Below are 17,639 nucleotides of genomic sequence, written 5' to 3' on the forward strand. Positions count from 1 at the left end.
GGCGATCAATTCGCCTCTAGAAGTGGGTCGAGTGCGCGAACGTGCTCGACTTGCCAGCCAATCGGTACCACGTCGCCGACCGCCAGGGCTGGGTCCAGCTCGGCAATCGGTTGTTTCACAAAAAAATCGGCCTTGCCGCAGACTTCCAGGCGCACACGCACGTGGTCGCCCAGGTAGATAAATTCGGCCACGCGCCCGGAGAAACGGTTCACACACGATTCGCTGGAGCCATTGAGGCTGACGCGCTCCGGGCGTACCGACAACGTCACCGGGCCACCGATCTGGCCGACATTCACCGCCAGTGCCTCGACCTTCTCACCGCGCGCCAGCTCCACCACGCAGCGCTCGCCAGTGTGGCTGTGCAGGCGGCCGTTGAGGCGGTTGTTCTCGCCGATGAAGTTGGCAACGAAGGTGTTCTTGGGTTCTTCGTACAAGGTGCGCGGCGCGGCGATCTGCTGGATCTCGCCCTGGTGGAACACCGCCACGCGGTCGGACATGGTCAAGGCTTCGCCCTGGTCGTGGGTCACGTACACCACGGTCACGCCGAGGCGCTGGTGCAGGTGCTTGATCTCCATCTGCATGTGTTCGCGCAGTTGCTTGTCGAGCGCGCCGAGGGGCTCGTCCATCAGCACCAGTTGCGGTTCGAACACCAACGCCCGGGCCAGGGCCACGCGCTGTTGCTGGCCGCCGGAGAGTTGCGCCGGGTAGCGCTGGGCGAAGGCATCCAGCTGGACCATGCTCAGCACGCGTTTGACCCGCTCGCTGACATCGGTCTTGCTCAAGCCGCGCACCGACAGCGGGAATGCCAGGTTCTCGGCCACGGTCATGTGCGGGAACAGCGCATAGTTCTGGAACACCATGCCGATGTCGCGCTTGTGCGGCGGCACGTTATTGATGGCACGCCCGGCCAGCAAGATTTCACCGGCGGTCGGCGTCTCGAAGCCGGCGAGCATCATCAGGCTGGTGGTCTTGCCCGAACCAGAGGGCCCGAGCAGGGTGAGGAACTCGCCCTTGCGAATCTCCAGGTTGAGGTCTTTGACGATCAGGTTCTCGCCGTCGTAGCTTTTCTGCACGCCACGAAAGCTGACCAGCACATCATTTGAATCCGCCTCGCTCATACCCGCACCTTTTTGTTTTGGACTGCTGTGGCACAAGCGTAGTCCAGGCGCGAGGCCCCGGAAATCGGGGGCCAGGAGAGAATCGCATCAGTAGGATAGAAGGTTCGGGGTAGGGATTGCCCTACACGTATGGCGGGGATGGGACAGGGCAGCGACAAGGGGCGAGCTCCGGATCATGCATAGCGCGGGAACGATCACGGGGTCACAACAGCTTGTGTTCCATGGCGTACTTCACCAATTCAGCCAATGAAGTGATATTGAGCTTTTGCATCAACCGCGCCTTATGGGTGCTGATGGTCTTGCTGCTCAGCGCCAGTTGCTGAGCGATGTCATTGACGTTGGCACCCTGGGCCAGGCGCTCGAACACCGAGAACTCGCGCTCCGACAGCAATGAATGCAGCGGCCGCGTATCGGTGAGGCCGACTTCAAAGACCATGCGGTCGGCCAGGTCCGGGTCGATATAGCGCCCGCCTGCCGCGACCTTGCGAATCGCCGTCAGCAGCAGCGCCGGGTCGCTGTCCTTGGTGGCATACCCTGCCGCCCCGACCTTCAGGGCGCGGGCGGCCATTTGCGCTTCATCGTGCATCGACAACACCAGAATCGCCGGCGGATGGCTCAGTGCACGGATACGCGCGATGGCTTCCAGGCCATTCACACCGGGCATCGAGATATCCAGCAACACCACCTCGCACTGCACATGGCGCAAGGTCTCGAGCAGCTGCTCGCCATTACAGGCCTCGCCGACCACCAGCAGGTCTTTGGCCAGGCCGATCAATTGCTTGATGCCTTCACGGACGATGGTGTGGTCTTCGGCTACCAGTACACGAATCACAGGGGCTTCCTCTTAGGGTTATGCATCCAACGGCACCGTGACACTCAAGGTCGTGCCCTCCCCCAGTTCGCTGTGCAGGCTCAGTTGCCCACCCATCATCAATACGCGCTCGCGCATACCGACTACGCCAAAGGACACCGGGCGGCCCTGGGTTTCGACGAAACCGATGCCGTCATCGCTGATGGTCAGCCGCAGGTCGGCGCCTTCCACGCTCAAGGTCAGCTCGACAGTATGCGCCTGGGCATGGCGCATCACATTGGTCAGCGCCTCCTGCAGGATGCGGAACAGGCCAATGGCCTTGGCATCGCTCAGGGCCGGCAGGTTATCCGGGACTTGGACCAGGCAAGGGATGTGTGTGCGGGCTTCGAAGCGGCGGGCCTGCCATTCAATGGCCGAGGCAATGCCCGCGTCGAGAATCGGTGGGCGCAGTGCGGTCGCCACGTCCCGGACAAGCTGGAACAGCTGGGCGATCAGGCGCTTCATGCTGTTCAAGCGCTCGTTCAGGCCTGGGTCCAGTTGTGCATAGGCCAGCTCGCACATCGAGGTTTCCAGCTTGAGCACCGTGAGCATCTGCCCGAGTTCGTCGTGCACTTCACGGGCGATGCGCGCCTTTTCTTCTTCGCGCACGGTTTCCAGGTGGGCCGAGAGTTCGCGTAATTGTGTTTCGCTTTGCTGCAACGCGGCCACGTAACGGCGGCGCTCGGTGACGTCATTGAGGTAGACCACTAGGTACTCGCCTTCGGCAAAGCGCAAAAAGCTCAGCGACACATCGGCCGGCAGGATGCTGCCGTCGGCGCGCACGCAATCGGCGGCGAAGGTTTGCGCGCCTTCTTCGCTGGCACGCGCACGCTTCCACATGTTGAGCCAGCGGTCCATGTTCAAGGTCGGGTCGAAATCGATCAGCGGTCGCTCGATCAACGCGCCGGGGCCGTAGCCCAGCATGGTCTCGGCGGCGCGGTTGGCGTATCGCACATGGCTGTCCCAATTGACCCACAAGATGCCCACGGTGCTTTGATCAATGGAGAACTGCGTCAAGCGCAAGGCTTCGGCGCCGGCGGCGCGGGCGGCGCTTTCTTCCCGGGCGGCCAGCAGGCTGTGTTCCAGCACGCGCTGGTGACGGCGCTGCCAGAACACCACCGCCAGGCTGGCGAGCAAGAACATCGCCAAGAGCAGGCTAAGGTTTTGCCACAGTCCCGGCGATTCGGTCAGCCGTGGGTATTTGGGTTGCAGCCAGCGGCTGTGCAATTGATCGAGGTCGCGAGCGGGTATCGCGCGCAAAGCGCTTTGCATGATGCCGGCAAGCGCAGGCCATTCGCGGCGGGTGGCCACGCGCAGCAGTTGCGGCAGGCCGATATCGCCGACCACTGCTAGCCCGGCAAACTCCGCCTCGCCGGACAACCGACTCAACTGTGCCTCATCCACCACGGCATAACGCGCTTGCTGGCTGACCAGCAATTGCAGCGCCTGGCGCTCCATGGGCACGCCTTGCAGGTTGAGGTTGGGATAATTGCTGCGCAGGTAATCGGCCACAGCGCTGGGCATGCGCACGGCAACGCGGGACAGTTCGTCGAGTTTCTCCAGCTCCACCGCGCCGCTGCCCTCGCGGATACCGACGATATGCTGGGGCACGCGCATATAAGGGTCGCTGAATAACCACAGGCGCAAGCCGGCCGGGGTTTGCTGCAGGCCGGGGGCAATATCCACCTCGCCGTCGCGCACAGCGGTTTCCAGTTGTTCCTGGCTGGGGAAGTTACGCCACGTCAGCTCGATGTTCAGCGCCTTGGCCAGCCACTGCATCAACTCGACATTGGCCCCGGACAAACGCTGCAGGCGCCGATCGTATTGCGCGTACGGCGCCTGCAATACCACGCCCACGCGCAGCTCCGGGTGCTCGGCCAGCCATTCACGCTGCGGTGCATTGAGCTGCGCCTGTGGTGCAACAGGCGCAGGCGCGGCATTCGCCATCAAGGCAAAGCACAAACCGCCGATAACCAGCAGACAGCGAAAACCCATGATCCACGTCTCACATCACTGACAAATACTGACCAACCCATTAGGCTGCTGGAATCACTTCTGGCCGGGAATTAACGATGCCCTTTATCCACCGTTCGGCACTGCCAGCATTGTGCCTGTCGCTGCTATTTACCAGCGCCTTTTCTGTTCAGGCCGCCGACGCGCCGGCACCCGCTGCCGACAAACCGGCTGAACGCCAACCCCTGCCCGAGCGCAGCCAGGAAGAAGCCAACGCCCTGGAGCGCCAGGTTCCGCAACAGGAACAGCAACAATTGCAGGCCGGCAGCGATTCATTTCTGGCCTTGTGGAAACCGGCCAACAGCGCCGAGCCCGAAGGCGTGGTGATTATCGTGCCGGGCGCCGGCGAAAGTGCTGACTGGCCGCAAGCAATCGCACCGTTGCGACGCAAATTGCCCGATGCCAACTGGGGCACACTCAGCCTGTCGCTGCCGGACGTGAACGTCGACACCTTGCCGCCACGCGTCATGGAATCGCCCAAGGCCGCCGTCGACACCAGCAGCAAAGACGGCAGCACCGCCGCCAAACCTATCGAACAGGCCGCCAGCGCCGAAGCCGAGGGCACCGATCCGGCGGTAGTGCCGGGCGCAGATGAACAGGACAAGACCGACGCCAAGCGCATCTTCGATCGCATCGACGCTGCCGTCGCCTTTGCCCAGACCCAGAGCGCACGCAGCGTGGTGCTGCTCGGCCATGGCACGGGCGCCTGGTGGGCCGCGCGTTACCTGAGCGAGAAACAACCGGCCCAAGTGCAGAAGTTGGTGATGGTGGCCGGCAAAGCGCCTGCCGGTCGCCAGCCAGACCTGCAACAACTGGCCCCCGCGTTGAAAGTGCCGACGGCGGATGTCTTCTACCAAGACGGCGCCCTGGAGCGCAAAAACGCACTCGCGCGCGCCCACGCCGCCAAGCGTGGGAAGAATGAAGGGTATAAGCAGGTGTCACTCAAGACCCTGCCCGGCAACAGTGCTGCCGAGCAGGAGCAGTTGTATCGACGGATTCGCGGGTGGTTGAGCCCGCAAGCTGCCGCCGAGTGATCTTGGCTTGATACTCCAATTAGTGTGGGAGGAGCCGCGCTGCCGCCGAGTGATCTTGGCTTGATACTCCAATTAGTGTGGGAGCTGGCAAGCCAGCTCTCACACTAATTGGGTTAGCAACTCAGGATTTGTGGCGGCTAGCGAAAATCTCGGCGCTCGCGAATCAATGCATAGGCGTTATGCAACTCTCGGGTTCGCTCGGTCGCTTCGCGCACCTGCGCTGGGCTGGCGCCAGTGCCTGCAATCTTGTCCGGGTGGTGGCGGCTGAGCAGGCGGCGATAGGCGCGTTTGATCACGGTCGGCTCGGTGGTGGACGTTACTCCCAGTACCCGCATCGCGTCCTGATAAGCTCCGGCACGATTGGCCAACGGCTTGCGCTCGCGCACGTAATCGGCCGCCAGTGCCTGAAGCTGTTGCGGCGTCCAGCCGAGCCACTTGCCCCACAGGTCGATCAAGTCGCGCTCGGCGTTATCCGCCTTGCCGTCCGCCCAGGCCATGCGCCAACACGCGCGCAACACACCTTCGGCGGCATGGGGCTGAGCCTTGAGCACACGCAGATAATTACGCACCCGGTCGGAACCGGACTTGCCGCGATTGAACGCGCTGATCGCCCGGCGCTGGGCGTGCTCAGTCATGTCCAGCGCGCGCATTTCCTGGCGCGCCTGCTGGATATGCCCATCCACCACGCGGCCATTACTCTTGGCCAGACGCCCTAACAGCACGAACAACAGTTCGTCATTGCGCAACGCCGGGCGCCCGCCCAGGCGCTCGCGCAGTTGCGCCCAACTTTGCAACTGGAGGCGGCGATCCAGCGCCTGCCCCAGCAATGCCCCCAATAAGGCCCCCGGAATACTGGCAATGGCAAAGCCAGCCCCGGCACCGATCAGTGTCCCTGGCCACAACATCTTATTGCCCCGCAGTCAGCAAGGTTTCAACCTGCGCCAGACGCTCCAGCGTGCCGACATCAATCCAGCGTCCTGTCATGTGTTCCCCCGTTACCAGACCTTTGGCCATGGCCACCCGTAACAGCGGCGCCAGCTTGAAGGCACCGGCACTGCAACCCGCGAACAATTGAGGGTCGAGCACTGAGATGCCACTGAAGGTCAGGTTATCGGCACCGGGCGCCGCATCATGAAGCAAGCCGCCGCTCAAATAGAAGTCGCCACCAGTAGGCGCATGGTCAGGCATGTCGACCATGACCAGGTGGGCAAGCCCTTCCAACGGTTTGTTGAGCAGGCTGGCAAAGTCGAAGTCCGTCCAGACATCACCATTAACCAGCAGGAAGGGTTCATCTCCCAACAGCGGCAACGCCTTGAAAATCCCGCCTCCGGTTTCCAGCGGCTCGCCTTCGGCGGAATACTGGATGCGCAGGCCAAACTGCGCACCGTCGCCCAGGTAGCTTTCGATCTGCTGGCCGAGCCAGGCATGGTTGATCACAATTTCGCTGAAACCGGCCTTGGCCAGCGCTTCCAGGTGATATTCGATCAACCGCTTGCCGCCCGCCTGCACCAGCGGCTTGGGCGTGTGCAAGGTGAGCGGGCGCATGCGCTCGCCCTTGCCGGCCGCCAGGATCATGGCCTTCATACGCCCGCCTCGACAGGTTGGCGCAGGCTGGCGAGCAGTTCGCCCAGCTCGTCCAGCTCCGGCCGGTCTGCCAGCACCGCCTCTATATAAGCAAAGAAGCGCGGTACGTCGGCCAGGTAGCGCGGCTTACCGTCGCGATGGCAGATACGCGCAAAGATGCCGATCACCTTAAGGTGGCGCTGCACGCCCATCAGGTCGCTGGCCCGCAGGAACGCTGCAAAGTCGGCCTGCACCGGAATGCCCAGTTGCCCGGCACGCTCCCAGTAGCCACGCTGCCATTCACGTACACGTGCCTTGGGCCAGCTGAGGAATGCATCCTTGAACAGGCAGGTGATGTCGTAGGTGACCGGGCCGTAGACCGCGTCCTGGAAATCCAGCACGCCGGGGTTCGGCTCGCTGATCATCAGGTTGCGCGGCATATAGTCGCGATGCACCAGCACTTTGGGCTGAGCCAGGGCGCTGTCGATCAAGTGGTCGCTGACGCGCTGCCAGAGAGCCTGCTGCTGGGCGTCGAAATCGATGCCCAGGTGCCGGCGCACGTACCATTCCGGAAACAATTCCAGCTCACGGCGCAACAAGGCGACGTCATAGCTGGGCAGCGGCGTGTCCATCGGCAATTGCTGAAAAGCCAGCAACGCGTCGATGGCATCGGCAAACAATTGATCGGCGTTTTGCTCGTCAATCACGTCCAGATAGGTTTTTTTACCCAGGTCATTGAGCAAAATAAAGCCGCGGGGCAAATCTTCTGCATAAATTTTTGGAACATTTATTCCTGATTTCGCCAGTAAATCAGCGATATCGACGAAAGGTTTGCAGTTTTCCTGGGGCGGCGGCGCGTCCATGACGACGAAACTTCGCCCACCGCCTTCCCACCGGAAGTAACGCCTGAAACTCGCGTCACTGCTGGCCGCGGTCAACGTGGCCGGAGGTACGACACCCCAGTCCTGAGCGTTGAAAAGGATTGGCAACTGCTCATCCAGCCAGACTTTCAGCTGTTGTAAACGTAGATCTTGCTCGGGCATTACAAGGGTCTCCGACGGCGCTAGCCGTCAAGCGGGTCATGCTTTATTATCACGCATCTTTTTCAGACCATCGAGAGGCGTGCGGCCCAAACCGCGGGCAGATGGCACGCAGGAAGCCCGGACTAATAAGATGGCATTGAAATCCCCCGCGTTTCGTAGAAAATTTCCGTTGCTGGTAACCGGCAGTCTGCTGGCCATGCAACCTTTCGCCACCTCATTCGTGGTCGCCGCGGAACAGTATGACTGCTCAGTCTCTGCTTCGGGTGCCTGGGATTGCGCGCCAAAAACCGCCGCAGCCCCGTTGCCACCACGCCCGGTGCATGACGGCGCAGCCGTCAGCTCCGCCGGCAGCACGGCGCAAGCCGATGCTGGTGGCAGCGCCGAGGCCGAACCGAAGACCGCACTGGTCACCGAAGCCAAGGGCCGAGGCCTGCGTGCGCGCAGCGCCGACTACAGCCACTTGGACTGGGTACCGCGCGAGAAGCTGACTGCAGCCCAGCTGGCCGAAACCGGTCCTTATTGCGCCGGCGCGTACATCGAGCCGATGCGTCCTGGCATGAACGACAAGACGGACAAGAGCGATGCGCCGACCTTCATCGGTGCCAAGGCCTCTCGTTACGAGCAAGAACAACAGATCGCAACCCTGGCCGGTGACGTCGTCATGCGCCAGGGCAGCATGCAGCTGGAGGCTCAGGAAGCCAGCCTGTATCAGGCCGAGAACCGTGGCGAGCTGAACGGCAACGTTCGTTTGCGCGACAACGGCGCTCTGATCGTTGGTGACCACGCTGAGGTCCAGCTCGATACTGGCGCCGCCCAGATCGACAACGCCGAATACGTGCTGCACAAATCGCGTATCCGCGGTAACGCGCTGTACGCCAAGCGTGCCGAGAACGCGATCATCCGTCTCAAGGACGGTACGTACACCACCTGTGAGCCGGACAGCAACGCCTGGCAGCTCAGAGGCAACAACATCACGTTGAACCCGGCCACCGGTTTCGGTACGGCGACCAACGCGACGTTGCGGGTCAAGAACATTCCGATCCTGTACACCCCGTATATCTATTTCCCGATCGACGATCGTCGTCAATCCGGCTTCCTGCCGCCGAGCTTCAGCACCGGCAGCGAAACCGGCTTCACGCTCGTCACGCCGTACTACTTCAACCTGGCGCCAAACTACGACGCCACGTTGTACCCGCAATACATGACCAAGCGCGGTTTGTTGATGGAAGGCGAATTCCGCTACCTCACCAAATCCAGCGAAGGTCAGTTCGGCGGCGCGTACCTGAACGACGACAGCGACGAGCGGAAGAAACAGACTGATTACGAAAAAACTCGCTATATGCTCAATTGGCAGCATAAGGGCGGGCTGGATTCGCGTCTGGCGACCCAGGTCGACTACACCAAGATCAGCGATCCGTTCTACTACCAGGACTTGAAGTCCTACCAGGAAGGCATCCAAACCCAGGACTTCGTCAACCAGCAGGGTTCCCTGACCTATCGCGGTGACAGCTACCAGGCGCGCCTGAACGTTCAGGCCTACCAACTGGCGACGATTTCCCAGATCACCCCGTATGACCGGCTGCCGCAGATCACCTTCAATGGGATGCTGCCGTACCACCCGGGTGGCGTGAACTTTACCTATGAGACTGAGGCTGTTCGGTTTGACCGGGACCTCAGGAGCGGCACCATTTTCGACAAGGACGGTGGCCCGTTCGCTGCGAACGGTGTTGCTGTAGGTGATAAGCGTCTGGATGACTACGTAACAGGTCTGACCCGTGCAAACGGTACTCGCCTGAACGTAGCACCAGCCGTCGAATACCCGATGAACTGGACCTACGGTTTCATTACGCCGAAGCTCAAGTACGTCTACACCAAGTACGATCTGGACCTTGATACCAAGGGCAAGAACGAAATTATTGCTGCGCAAGCAGCCGCCACTGCGGCAAACCCTTATGCCGGTGGCACCTTCAAGAGCAACCAAGACCGCGCAATCCCAATCGCCAGCGTAGACAGCGGCCTGTACTTCGACCGCAATACCAACTGGTTCGGCAAAGACTATCGCCAGACATTGGAACCGCGCGCGTTCTACCTCTATGTCCCGAACAAGGACCAGAGCGATATCCCGGTGTTCGACACCAGCGAGTACTCGTTCAGCTACGCCTCTCTGTTCCGCGACAACCGCTTCAGCGGCAACGACCGGATCGGCGACGAGAACAAGCTGTCCCTGGGCTTAACCAGCCGTTGGATCGAAGAGAATGGCTTCGAACGTCAACGCGCGGCCATAGGCCAGGCGGTGTACTTCAAGGATCGCCAGGTTCAACTGCCGGGCATCCTCGCCTCTGACCGTGCCGACGCACAGTCTGACGTATCGCCAGTTGCCCTGGAATACGAGTTCCGCTTCAACCGCGACTGGCGCGCCACTGCCGACTACAACTGGGACACTGAGGAACACACCCCTCGTTCCGGTAGCGCAATGCTCCACTACCAGCCGGAAGACAACCCGAACAAGATCATCAACGTCGGCTACCGCTATCGTAACGACCAAGTGGTCTACAACCAGCTGACCGGCAAATGGCAGTTCGGTGGTGATTACGGTACTGCGGGCCAACCGAACTTCATCAAGGATTACTACAAAATCCAGCAACACGACTTCTCGATGATGTGGCCGATCATTCCTCAGTGGAACCTGATCACCCGCTGGCAGTATGACTATGCCCGCAACCGTACCCTGGAAGCCTTTGGTGGTTTCGAGTACGACAACTGCTGCTGGAAACTGCGCGTCATCAACCGTTACTGGGTTTCCAACGACGAATACAGCCAGATCGCCCCGCTGAACGAAAAGGGTGACCACGGGCTCTTCTTCCAGATCGTCCTTAAAGGACTCGGCGGCCTGACTGGCGCCAAGGTAGAGAGCTTCCTCGACAAAGGCATTCAAGGTTATCGTGAACGTGAAGATCAAGCTTTCTGATTGTCTGCGCCCGCTAGTGCTGGGCGCACTGTTCCTGGGGACCGCATCGGCACACGCTGCGGTTCAACAGCTGGACAAGGTAGTGGCCATTGTCGATAACGACGTGATCATGCAGAGCCAACTGGACCAACGGGTCAAGGAAGTTCAGCAAACCATCGCCAAGCGTGGCGGCGGTGTACCGCCTACCAGCGTGCTGGACCCACAGGTTCTGGAGCGCCTGATCGTCGAAAACCTGCAACTGCAGATCGGCGATCGTTCCGGCATCCGTATTTCGGACGAAGAACTGAACCAGGCCGTCGGCACCATCGCTCAACGCAACAACATGAGCATTGACCAGTTCCGCGCTGCCCTGGCCCGCGACGGTTTGTCCTATGAGGACGCCCGTGACCAGATCCGCCGCGAAATGATCATCAGCCGTGTGCGTCAGCGCCGTGTGGCCGAGCGGGTTCAGGTTTCCGAGCAGGAAGTGAAGAACTTCCTGGCCTCGGACCTTGGCAAGATGCAGCTCTCCGAAGAACTGCACCTGGCCAATATCCTGATTCCAACCCCGGACAGCGCCAACGCCGAGCAGCTCAATGCAGCCGCCGCCAAAACCCAGGCAGTTTATGACCGCCTGAAGGCTGGCGCTGACTTCGCCCAAACAGCTATCGCGGTATCGGGCAGCGACAACGCCCTGGACGGCGGTGACATGGGCTGGCGTAAAGCCGCTCAATTGCCACCTCCGTTCGACCGCGAGCTGAGCGCCATGCAGCCGGGTGAAATCACCCAGCCAGCACGCACACCGGGTGGCTTCATCATCCTCAAGCTGCTGGCAAAACGCGGTGGCGAGACTTCGCTGAAAGACGAAGTACATGTTCGTCACATCCTGGTCAAACCAAGCGAAATTCGCACCGAAGCACAAACCAAGGAACTGGCCCAGAAGATCTATGACCGCATCGAAGGCGGTGAAGATTTCGCCACCTTGGCCAAGAGCTTCTCGGAAGACCCAGGTTCGGCCCTCAACGGTGGCGACCTGAACTGGATCGACCCGAAAGCCTTGGTGCCTGAGTTCCAGCAAGTAATGGCCGATACGCCGCAAGGCGTGCTGTCCAAGCCGTTCAAGACCCAATATGGCTGGCACGTCCTGGAAGTCCTTGGCCGTCGCGCCACCGACAACACCACCCAGGCCCGCGAGCAACAAGCACTGTCCGTATTGCGTAACCGCAAGTACGACGAAGAGCTGCAAACCTGGTTGCGTCAGATCCGTGACGAAGCCTACGTAGAAAACAAGCTGCCAGGCGCCGAGCAAACAGGCACCGACCAGGCAGCGCAGTGAAACCCCAGCGTTTCGCGGTAACACCCGGCGAGCCGGCCGGCATTGGTCCAGACCTGTGCCTGCTGCTCGCCTCGCAACCTCAGCCACACCCCCTGATTGCCATTACCAGCCGCGACCTGCTCCTTGAGCGGGCCGCGCAGTTGGGCGTGGTTGTCAACCTGCTGGACGTGGCGCCAGGCAACTGGCCCGACCTGCCGGCACCTGCGGGCAGCCTGTACGTATGGGACACCCCACTTGCGACCAAGGTGATTGCCGGGCAACTGAACAAAGCCAATGCGGCATTTGTGCTGGAAACCCTGACGCGTGCAGGCCAGGGCTGCATCGACGGCGACTTCGCCGGCATGATCACTGCCCCGGTGCACAAGGGTGTGATCAACGAATCCGGCATCGCCTTTTCCGGCCATACCGAATTCCTCGCCGAGCTGACCAATACCGCCCAAGTTGTGATGATGCTGGCCACTCACGGCCTGCGCGTGGCCCTGGTGACCACGCATTTGCCGTTGCGTGATATCGCCGACGCCATCACTGCCGAGCGTTTGGAGCGCGTCACGCGCATCCTGCACGCCGACCTGCAACACAAATTCGGCATTGCCCAACCGCGCATCCTGGTCTGCGGGCTCAACCCCCACGCCGGTGAAGGCGGCCACTTGGGCCATGAAGAAATCGACATCATTGAACCGACATTAGAGCGTCTGCGCCAAGAAGGCATGGACCTGCGTGGCCCACTGCCTGCTGACACTCTGTTTACCCCCAAATATCTGGAGCACTGCGACGCAGTGCTGGCGATGTACCATGACCAAGGGCTGCCCGTGCTGAAATACAAAGGCTTCGGCGCCGCAGTCAACGTGACACTGGGCCTGCCGATCATCCGCACCTCCGTCGACCATGGCACTGCCCTGGACCTGGCGGGCAGCGGCAAGATCGATACCGGCAGCCTGCACGTGGCCCTGGAAACCGCCTATCAGATGGCCGAGACCCGTATATGACTGAGCATTACCAACACCGGGCGCGCAAGCGCTTCGGGCAAAACTTCCTGCACGACGCCGGCGTGATCGACCGTATCCTGCGCTCCATCCATGCCAAGCCCGAAAACCGCTTGCTGGAAATTGGCCCGGGCCAGGGCGCATTGACCCAAGGCCTGCTGGCCAGTGGCGGCCAACTGGACGTCGTGGAGCTGGACAAGGACTTGATCCCGATCCTCAACCAGCAGTTCGCCGGCAAATCCAACTTCAACCTGCACCAGGGCGATGCACTGAAGTTCGACTTCAACAGCCTCAACGCTGCGCCCAACAGCCTGCGGGTAGTGGGCAACCTGCCGTACAACATCTCCACGCCGCTGATTTTCCACCTGCTGAACAACGCAGGGATCATCCGCGACATGCACTTCATGCTGCAAAAAGAAGTGGTTGAGCGCTTGGCCGCAGGTCCCGGCGGTGGTGATTGGGGCCGCTTGTCGATCATGGTTCAGTACCATTGCCGCGTGGAACACCTGTTCAACGTCGGCCCGGGCGCGTTCAACCCGCCGCCGAAGGTCGATTCGGCCATCGTGCGCCTGGTGCCTCACGCCGTGCTGCCCCACCCAGCCAAGGATCACAAGCTGCTGGAGCGCGTGGTACGCGAGGCGTTCAACCAACGCCGCAAGACCCTGCGCAACACGCTCAAGGCGCTGCTCAGCAACGCCGAAATCGAAGCCGCCGGCGTCGATGGCAGCTTGCGCCCCGAGCAACTGGACCTGGCCGCGTTCGTGCGCCTGGCCGACCAGCTTGCCATCCAGCCTGCGCCAGCCGCGGACTAAAGCCTGCCAAGCATGGGCCAGACAGCATGTCTGGCCTAGTGCCCTCCTCATGGCCTAGACTGATCCGCATCTGCTGTCCTCCGCTTTTGCTTTTAAGGCCTCTTGCATGTCCGATCCTCGCTACCAGATCGACGTCAGCGTCGTCACCCGCTTCCTCGCGGACCAATCGCAACCCGAACACAACCGCTTCGCCTTTGCCTACACCATCACGGTGAAGAACAACGGGCAGGTGCCGGCCAAGCTGCTGTCGCGCCACTGGGTGATCACCGACGGTGACGGCCAGGTCGAAGAGGTGCGCGGCGCCGGTGTGGTTGGTCAGCAACCGTTGATCGACATTGGCGCCAGCCATACCTACAGCAGCGGCACGGTCATGACCTCCAAGGTCGGCACCATGCAGGGCTCGTATCAGATGAAGGCCACCGACGGTAAGTTGTTCGACGCCATCATCGCGCCGTTCCGCCTCGCAGTGCCTGGAGCCCTGCACTGATGGCGACATACGCGGTCGGCGACCTGCAAGGCTGCCTGGAGCCCCTCAAGTGCTTGCTGGAGCGGGTGGCCTTCAACCCGGCAAGCGACCGCCTGTGGTTGGTGGGGGATCTGGTCAATCGCGGCCCCGAGTCTCTGGAGACTTTGCGCTACTTATATAGCCTGCGCGAATCGCTGGTGTGCGTACTGGGCAACCATGACCTGCACCTGCTGGCCGCCGGCAATAACATCGAGCGCCTGAAAAAGGGCGACACCCTGCGTGAGATCCTTGAAGCGCCGGATCGCACCGAGCTGCTGGAGTGGCTGCGTGGGCAGAAACTCATGCATTACGACGAAGGCCGCAACATGGCGCTGGTCCATGCCGGTATCCCGCCGCAGTGGACGCTGAAAAAAGCCCTCAAGTGCGCCGCCGAAGTCGAGAGCGCCCTGACCGATGACAGCCTGTACACCGCCTACCTCGACGGCATGTACGGCAACGAGCCGGTCAAGTGGGACAACGACCTCACTGGCTTGGCCCGCCTGCGCGTGATCACCAACTATTTCACACGCATGCGCTTCTGCACTGCAGAGGGCAAGCTCGACCTCAAAAGCAAGGAAGGCGCCGACACCGCACTGCCCGGCTATAAGCCGTGGTTCGCGCACAAGGAACGCAAGACCCGTGACACGAAGATCATCTTCGGCCACTGGGCAGCCCTTGAGGGCAAGTGCAATGAACCCGGCGTATTCGCACTCGACACCGGCTGCGTGTGGGGCGGTAGCATGACCCTGATGAACATCGACACCGGCGAGCGCCTGAGCTGCCAGTGCGAATCTCCCCTTCCCGTTACACTGCCGGCTGCCACCAAGCGCCGAGCGAATTCAAACGTATCCCTCCCGAACAAGCCCAGGCCCTGCGCGAGCAAGGTGCCGTGGTGGTCGACATCCGCGACCCTCAGGCTCACGCCGCTGGCCATATCACCGGCGCGCAGCATCTGGACAACCACAGCATTGCCGACTTCATCCGTGCCGCCGACCTCGACGCGCCCGTGATCGTGGCCTGCTACCACGGCAACTCCAGCCAGAGCGCAGCGGCCTATCTGATCAGCCAGGGCTTCTCCGACGTCTATAGCCTGGACGGCGGCTTTGAGCTGTGGCGTGCGACCTATCCTGCGGAAATTGCCTCCAGCGATTCGCAATAATTTTTTTCACACCCCGCTACCCCGCGTGACGCTTGGGCTCGCGCCGTTTCTGACGAACGGCGCAGCCAAACTAATTACGTATCCCGCCTTGACCTCCCGGATTCCGAACTATCCTTAAGCGCAGGCCATCCGAATCAGGGGAGAGCCGGTACACCGGCGTACGGGTCATCGGTAGCGTTTCAGGGTGTTTGGGGGGAAAACGGCCATTGGTTGATCACCAATGACTGCCAGCATCGACTGATTGACCCGGCGTCGGCTCCACGTATCGAGCGAGGTGACGACGTCATGAGTATCTTTAGCCACTTCCAACAACGCTTCGCGTCCACCCAGCAGGAAGAACTCACGCTGCAAGAGTATCTCGAGCTGTGCAAACAGGACCGCAGCACCTACGCGTCTGCCGCCGAACGCCTGCTATTGGCAATTGGTGAGCCGGAGCTGGTGGAAACCGCCAACAATTCGCGCCTGTCGCGAATATTCTCCAACAAGGTGATCCGCCGCTACCCGGCCTTTGAAGACTTCCATGGCATGGAAGAATGCATCGACCAGATCGTCTCCTACTTCCGCCATGCCGCCCAAGGCCTGGAAGAGAAGAAGCAAATCCTCTACCTGCTCGGCCCCGTCGGCGGCGGCAAGTCGTCCCTGGCGGAAAAACTCAAACAACTGATCGAGAAAGTGCCCTTCTACGCGATCAAGGGCTCGCCGGTCTTCGAGTCGCCTCTCGGGCTGTTCAACGCCACGGAAGATGGCGCGATCCTCGAAGAAGACTTCGGCATCCCACGGCGCTACCTCAATACCATCATGTCGCCTTGGGCCACCAAGCGCCTGGCTGAGTTTGGCGGCGATATCAGCCAGTTCCGCGTGGTGAAACTCTACCCGTCGGTCCTCAACCAGATCGGCGTAGCCAAGACCGAACCGGGCGATGAGAACAACCAAGACATCTCGGCACTGGTGGGTAAAGTCGATATCCGCAAACTCGAAGAGTTCCCACAGAACGACGCCGACGCCTACAGCTACTCGGGCGCGCTGTGCCGGGCCAACCAAGGCCTGATGGAATTCGTGGAGATGTTCAAGGCGCCAATCAAGGTGCTGCACCCACTGCTGACCGCCACCCAGGAAGGTAACTACAACAGTACCGAAGGCCTGGGCGCGATTCCGTTCACCGGGATCCTGCTGGCCCACTCCAACGAATCGGAATGGCACACCTTCCGTAACAACAAGAACAACGAAGCCTTCATCGACCGGATCTACATCGTCAAGGTGCCGTACTGCCTGCGCGTCAGCGATGAGATCAAGATCTACGACAAGTTGTTGTTCAACAGCTCCCTGGCCAAGGCCCATTGCGCGCCTGACACCTTGAAGATGCTCGCCCAGTTCACCGTGCTGTCGCGCCTCAAGGAGCCGGAGAACTCGAACATCTATTCGAAGATGCGCGTCTACGACGGCGAAAACCTCAAGGACACCGACCCCAAGGCCAAGTCGATCCAGGAATACCGCGACACTGCGGGCGTGGATGAGGGCATGAATGGCCTTTCCACACGTTTCGCGTTCAAGATCCTCTCCAAGGTATTCAACTTCGACCCACACGAAATCGCCGCCAACCCCGTGCACCTGCTGTATGTGCTGGAGCAGCAGATCGAACAGGAACAGTTCCAGGCCGAAACCCGCGAACGCTACCTGCGCTTCCTCAAGGAATACCTGGCGCCGCGCTACATCGAGTTTATCGGCAAAGAAATTCAGACCGCGTACCTGGAGTCCTACAGCGAGTACGGCCAGAACATCTTCGACCGCTACGTGCTGTACGCCGACTTCTGGATCCAGGACCAGGAGTACCGCGACCCGGAAACCGGCGAGATCCTCAACCGCGTGGCCCTCAACGAGGAGCTGGAGAAGATCGAGAAACCGGCCGGCATCAGCAATCCGAAGGATTTCCGCAACGAAATCGTCAACTTCGTGCTGCGCGCCCGCGCCAACAACAACGGCAAGAACCCTACCTGGCTCAGCTACGAGAAGCTGCGGGTGGTCATCGAGAAGAAAATGTTCTCCAACACCGAGGATCTGCTGCCGGTCATCAGCTTCAACGCCAAGGCCAGCAAGGAGGATCAGCAAAAACACAACGACTTCGTTACACGAATGGTCGAGCGTGGCTACACCGACAAACAGGTACGGCTGCTCTCCGAGTGGTACCTGCGGGTTCGTAAATCACAGTAAGGCAGCGACAGGCGCGCGCTGCCGGGCCTTTGGCCTGGCAGCTGACCGCTTGTCTCTAAGCTTCCAGC

Annotated in this window: 14 protein-coding genes and 1 pseudogene; 9 read left to right on the forward strand and 6 right to left on the reverse strand. The window is 61.0% G+C overall.

Annotated elements, in window-relative coordinates:
- Positions 1–5 precede the first annotated feature (5 nt).
- The 3 genes from GJU48_RS22070 to GJU48_RS22080 form a co-directional block, all read right to left on the reverse strand.
- Complete coding sequence (locus tag GJU48_RS22070; RefSeq protein ID WP_094951413.1) at positions 6–1,118, reverse strand: ABC transporter ATP-binding protein; 1,113 nt, start codon at positions 1,116–1,118, stop codon at positions 6–8.
- 202 nt (positions 1,119–1,320) lie between these two features.
- The gene (locus GJU48_RS22075) at positions 1,321–1,950 is read right to left on the reverse strand and encodes a response regulator (RefSeq protein ID WP_094951412.1); all 630 of its coding nucleotides are present in this window, start codon (positions 1,948–1,950) and stop codon (positions 1,321–1,323) included.
- A gap of 18 nt (positions 1,951–1,968) precedes the next feature.
- Positions 1,969–3,963, reverse strand: a complete 1,995-nt coding sequence (locus GJU48_RS22080; protein ID WP_094951411.1) for a PAS domain-containing sensor histidine kinase — start codon at positions 3,961–3,963, stop codon at positions 1,969–1,971.
- A 77-nt stretch (positions 3,964–4,040) separates the two neighbouring features.
- On the opposite strand from GJU48_RS22080, the gene GJU48_RS22085 reads away from it, so the two are divergent.
- Complete coding sequence (locus GJU48_RS22085; protein WP_094951410.1) at positions 4,041–5,015, forward strand: alpha/beta hydrolase family protein; 975 nt, start codon at positions 4,041–4,043, stop codon at positions 5,013–5,015.
- Between the two features lie 137 nt (positions 5,016–5,152).
- Here the strand turns inward: GJU48_RS22085 and GJU48_RS22090 are convergent, their stop codons facing one another.
- Genes GJU48_RS22090 through GJU48_RS22100 form a run of 3 tightly spaced genes read right to left on the reverse strand, consistent with a single transcriptional unit; the run spans position 5,153 to position 7,621 of the window.
- Positions 5,153–5,920, reverse strand: a complete 768-nt coding sequence (locus GJU48_RS22090) for a TerB family tellurite resistance protein (protein WP_094951409.1) — start codon at positions 5,918–5,920, stop codon at positions 5,153–5,155.
- Position 5,921: 1 nt separating this feature from the next.
- Complete coding sequence (murU, locus tag GJU48_RS22095; protein ID WP_094951408.1) at positions 5,922–6,599, reverse strand: N-acetylmuramate alpha-1-phosphate uridylyltransferase MurU; 678 nt, start codon at positions 6,597–6,599, stop codon at positions 5,922–5,924.
- Positions 6,596–7,621: an aminoglycoside phosphotransferase family protein gene (locus tag GJU48_RS22100; protein ID WP_094951407.1), complete on the reverse strand. Its 1,026-nt coding sequence runs from the start codon at positions 7,619–7,621 to the stop codon at positions 6,596–6,598. Before GJU48_RS22100 ends, murU begins: the two co-directional genes overlap by 4 nt.
- Positions 7,622–7,751: 130 nt before the next feature.
- On the opposite strand from GJU48_RS22100, the gene GJU48_RS22105 reads away from it, so the two are divergent.
- From GJU48_RS22105 to GJU48_RS22140, 8 genes and pseudogenes are all read left to right on the forward strand, one after another.
- Positions 7,752–10,589: an LPS-assembly protein LptD gene (locus GJU48_RS22105; protein WP_094951406.1), complete on the forward strand. Its 2,838-nt coding sequence runs from the start codon at positions 7,752–7,754 to the stop codon at positions 10,587–10,589.
- Complete coding sequence (locus tag GJU48_RS22110; RefSeq protein WP_094951432.1) at positions 10,570–11,904, forward strand: peptidylprolyl isomerase; 1,335 nt, start codon at positions 10,570–10,572, stop codon at positions 11,902–11,904. Before GJU48_RS22105 ends, GJU48_RS22110 begins: the two co-directional genes overlap by 20 nt.
- On the forward strand, positions 11,901–12,890 hold the full coding sequence (gene pdxA / locus GJU48_RS22115; RefSeq protein WP_094951405.1) for a 4-hydroxythreonine-4-phosphate dehydrogenase PdxA: 990 nt from the start codon (positions 11,901–11,903) through the stop codon (positions 12,888–12,890). The genes GJU48_RS22110 and pdxA overlap by 4 nt, the downstream gene beginning before the upstream one ends.
- Positions 12,887–13,699 carry a 16S rRNA (adenine(1518)-N(6)/adenine(1519)-N(6))-dimethyltransferase RsmA gene (gene rsmA, locus GJU48_RS22120; protein ID WP_094951404.1) on the forward strand — a complete coding sequence of 271 codons (813 nt, stop codon included), beginning with the start codon at positions 12,887–12,889 and terminating at the stop codon, positions 13,697–13,699. Before pdxA ends, rsmA begins: the two co-directional genes overlap by 4 nt.
- 106 nt (positions 13,700–13,805) lie before the next feature.
- Positions 13,806–14,186, forward strand: a complete 381-nt coding sequence (gene apaG, locus GJU48_RS22125) for a Co2+/Mg2+ efflux protein ApaG (protein WP_069551974.1) — start codon at positions 13,806–13,808, stop codon at positions 14,184–14,186.
- Positions 14,186–15,031: pseudogene (locus tag GJU48_RS22130) on the forward strand (symmetrical bis(5'-nucleosyl)-tetraphosphatase); the annotation flags it as partial. The gene apaG and the pseudogene GJU48_RS22130, both read left to right, overlap by 1 nt.
- Positions 14,995–15,363 carry a thiosulfate sulfurtransferase GlpE gene (gene glpE / locus GJU48_RS22135; protein WP_155296099.1) on the forward strand — a complete coding sequence of 123 codons (369 nt, stop codon included), beginning with the start codon at positions 14,995–14,997 and terminating at the stop codon, positions 15,361–15,363. The pseudogene GJU48_RS22130 and the gene glpE, both read left to right, overlap by 37 nt.
- A gap of 285 nt (positions 15,364–15,648) precedes the next feature.
- Positions 15,649–17,571 (forward strand): PrkA family serine protein kinase, encoded by a 1,923-nt coding sequence (locus tag GJU48_RS22140; protein WP_094951401.1) that lies wholly within the window; start codon positions 15,649–15,651, stop codon positions 17,569–17,571.
- Positions 17,572–17,639: the final 68 nt, after the last annotated feature.

The organism is Pseudomonas sp. IB20, from assembly GCF_009707325.1.
Lineage (GTDB): Bacteria > Pseudomonadota > Gammaproteobacteria > Pseudomonadales > Pseudomonadaceae > Aquipseudomonas.

Coding starts and splice junctions, on each gene's coding strand:
- GJU48_RS22070 (WP_094951413.1), bottom strand. CDS start 1,118: ATGAGCGAGGCGGATTCAAATGATGTGCTGGTCAGCTTTCGTGGCGTG.
- GJU48_RS22090 (WP_094951409.1), bottom strand. CDS start 5,920: ATGTTGTGGCCAGGGACACTGATCGGTGCCGGGGCTGGCTTTGCCATT.
- apaG (WP_069551974.1), top strand. CDS start 13,806: ATGTCCGATCCTCGCTACCAGATCGACGTCAGCGTCGTCACCCGCTTC.
- rsmA (WP_094951404.1), top strand. CDS start 12,887: ATGACTGAGCATTACCAACACCGGGCGCGCAAGCGCTTCGGGCAAAAC.
- GJU48_RS22105 (WP_094951406.1), top strand. CDS start 7,752: ATGGCATTGAAATCCCCCGCGTTTCGTAGAAAATTTCCGTTGCTGGTA.
- murU (WP_094951408.1), bottom strand. CDS start 6,599: ATGAAGGCCATGATCCTGGCGGCCGGCAAGGGCGAGCGCATGCGCCCG.
- GJU48_RS22140 (WP_094951401.1), top strand. CDS start 15,649: ATGAGTATCTTTAGCCACTTCCAACAACGCTTCGCGTCCACCCAGCAG.
- GJU48_RS22080 (WP_094951411.1), bottom strand. CDS start 3,963: ATGGGTTTTCGCTGTCTGCTGGTTATCGGCGGTTTGTGCTTTGCCTTG.
- GJU48_RS22100 (WP_094951407.1), bottom strand. CDS start 7,621: ATGCCCGAGCAAGATCTACGTTTACAACAGCTGAAAGTCTGGCTGGAT.
- GJU48_RS22085 (WP_094951410.1), top strand. CDS start 4,041: ATGCCCTTTATCCACCGTTCGGCACTGCCAGCATTGTGCCTGTCGCTG.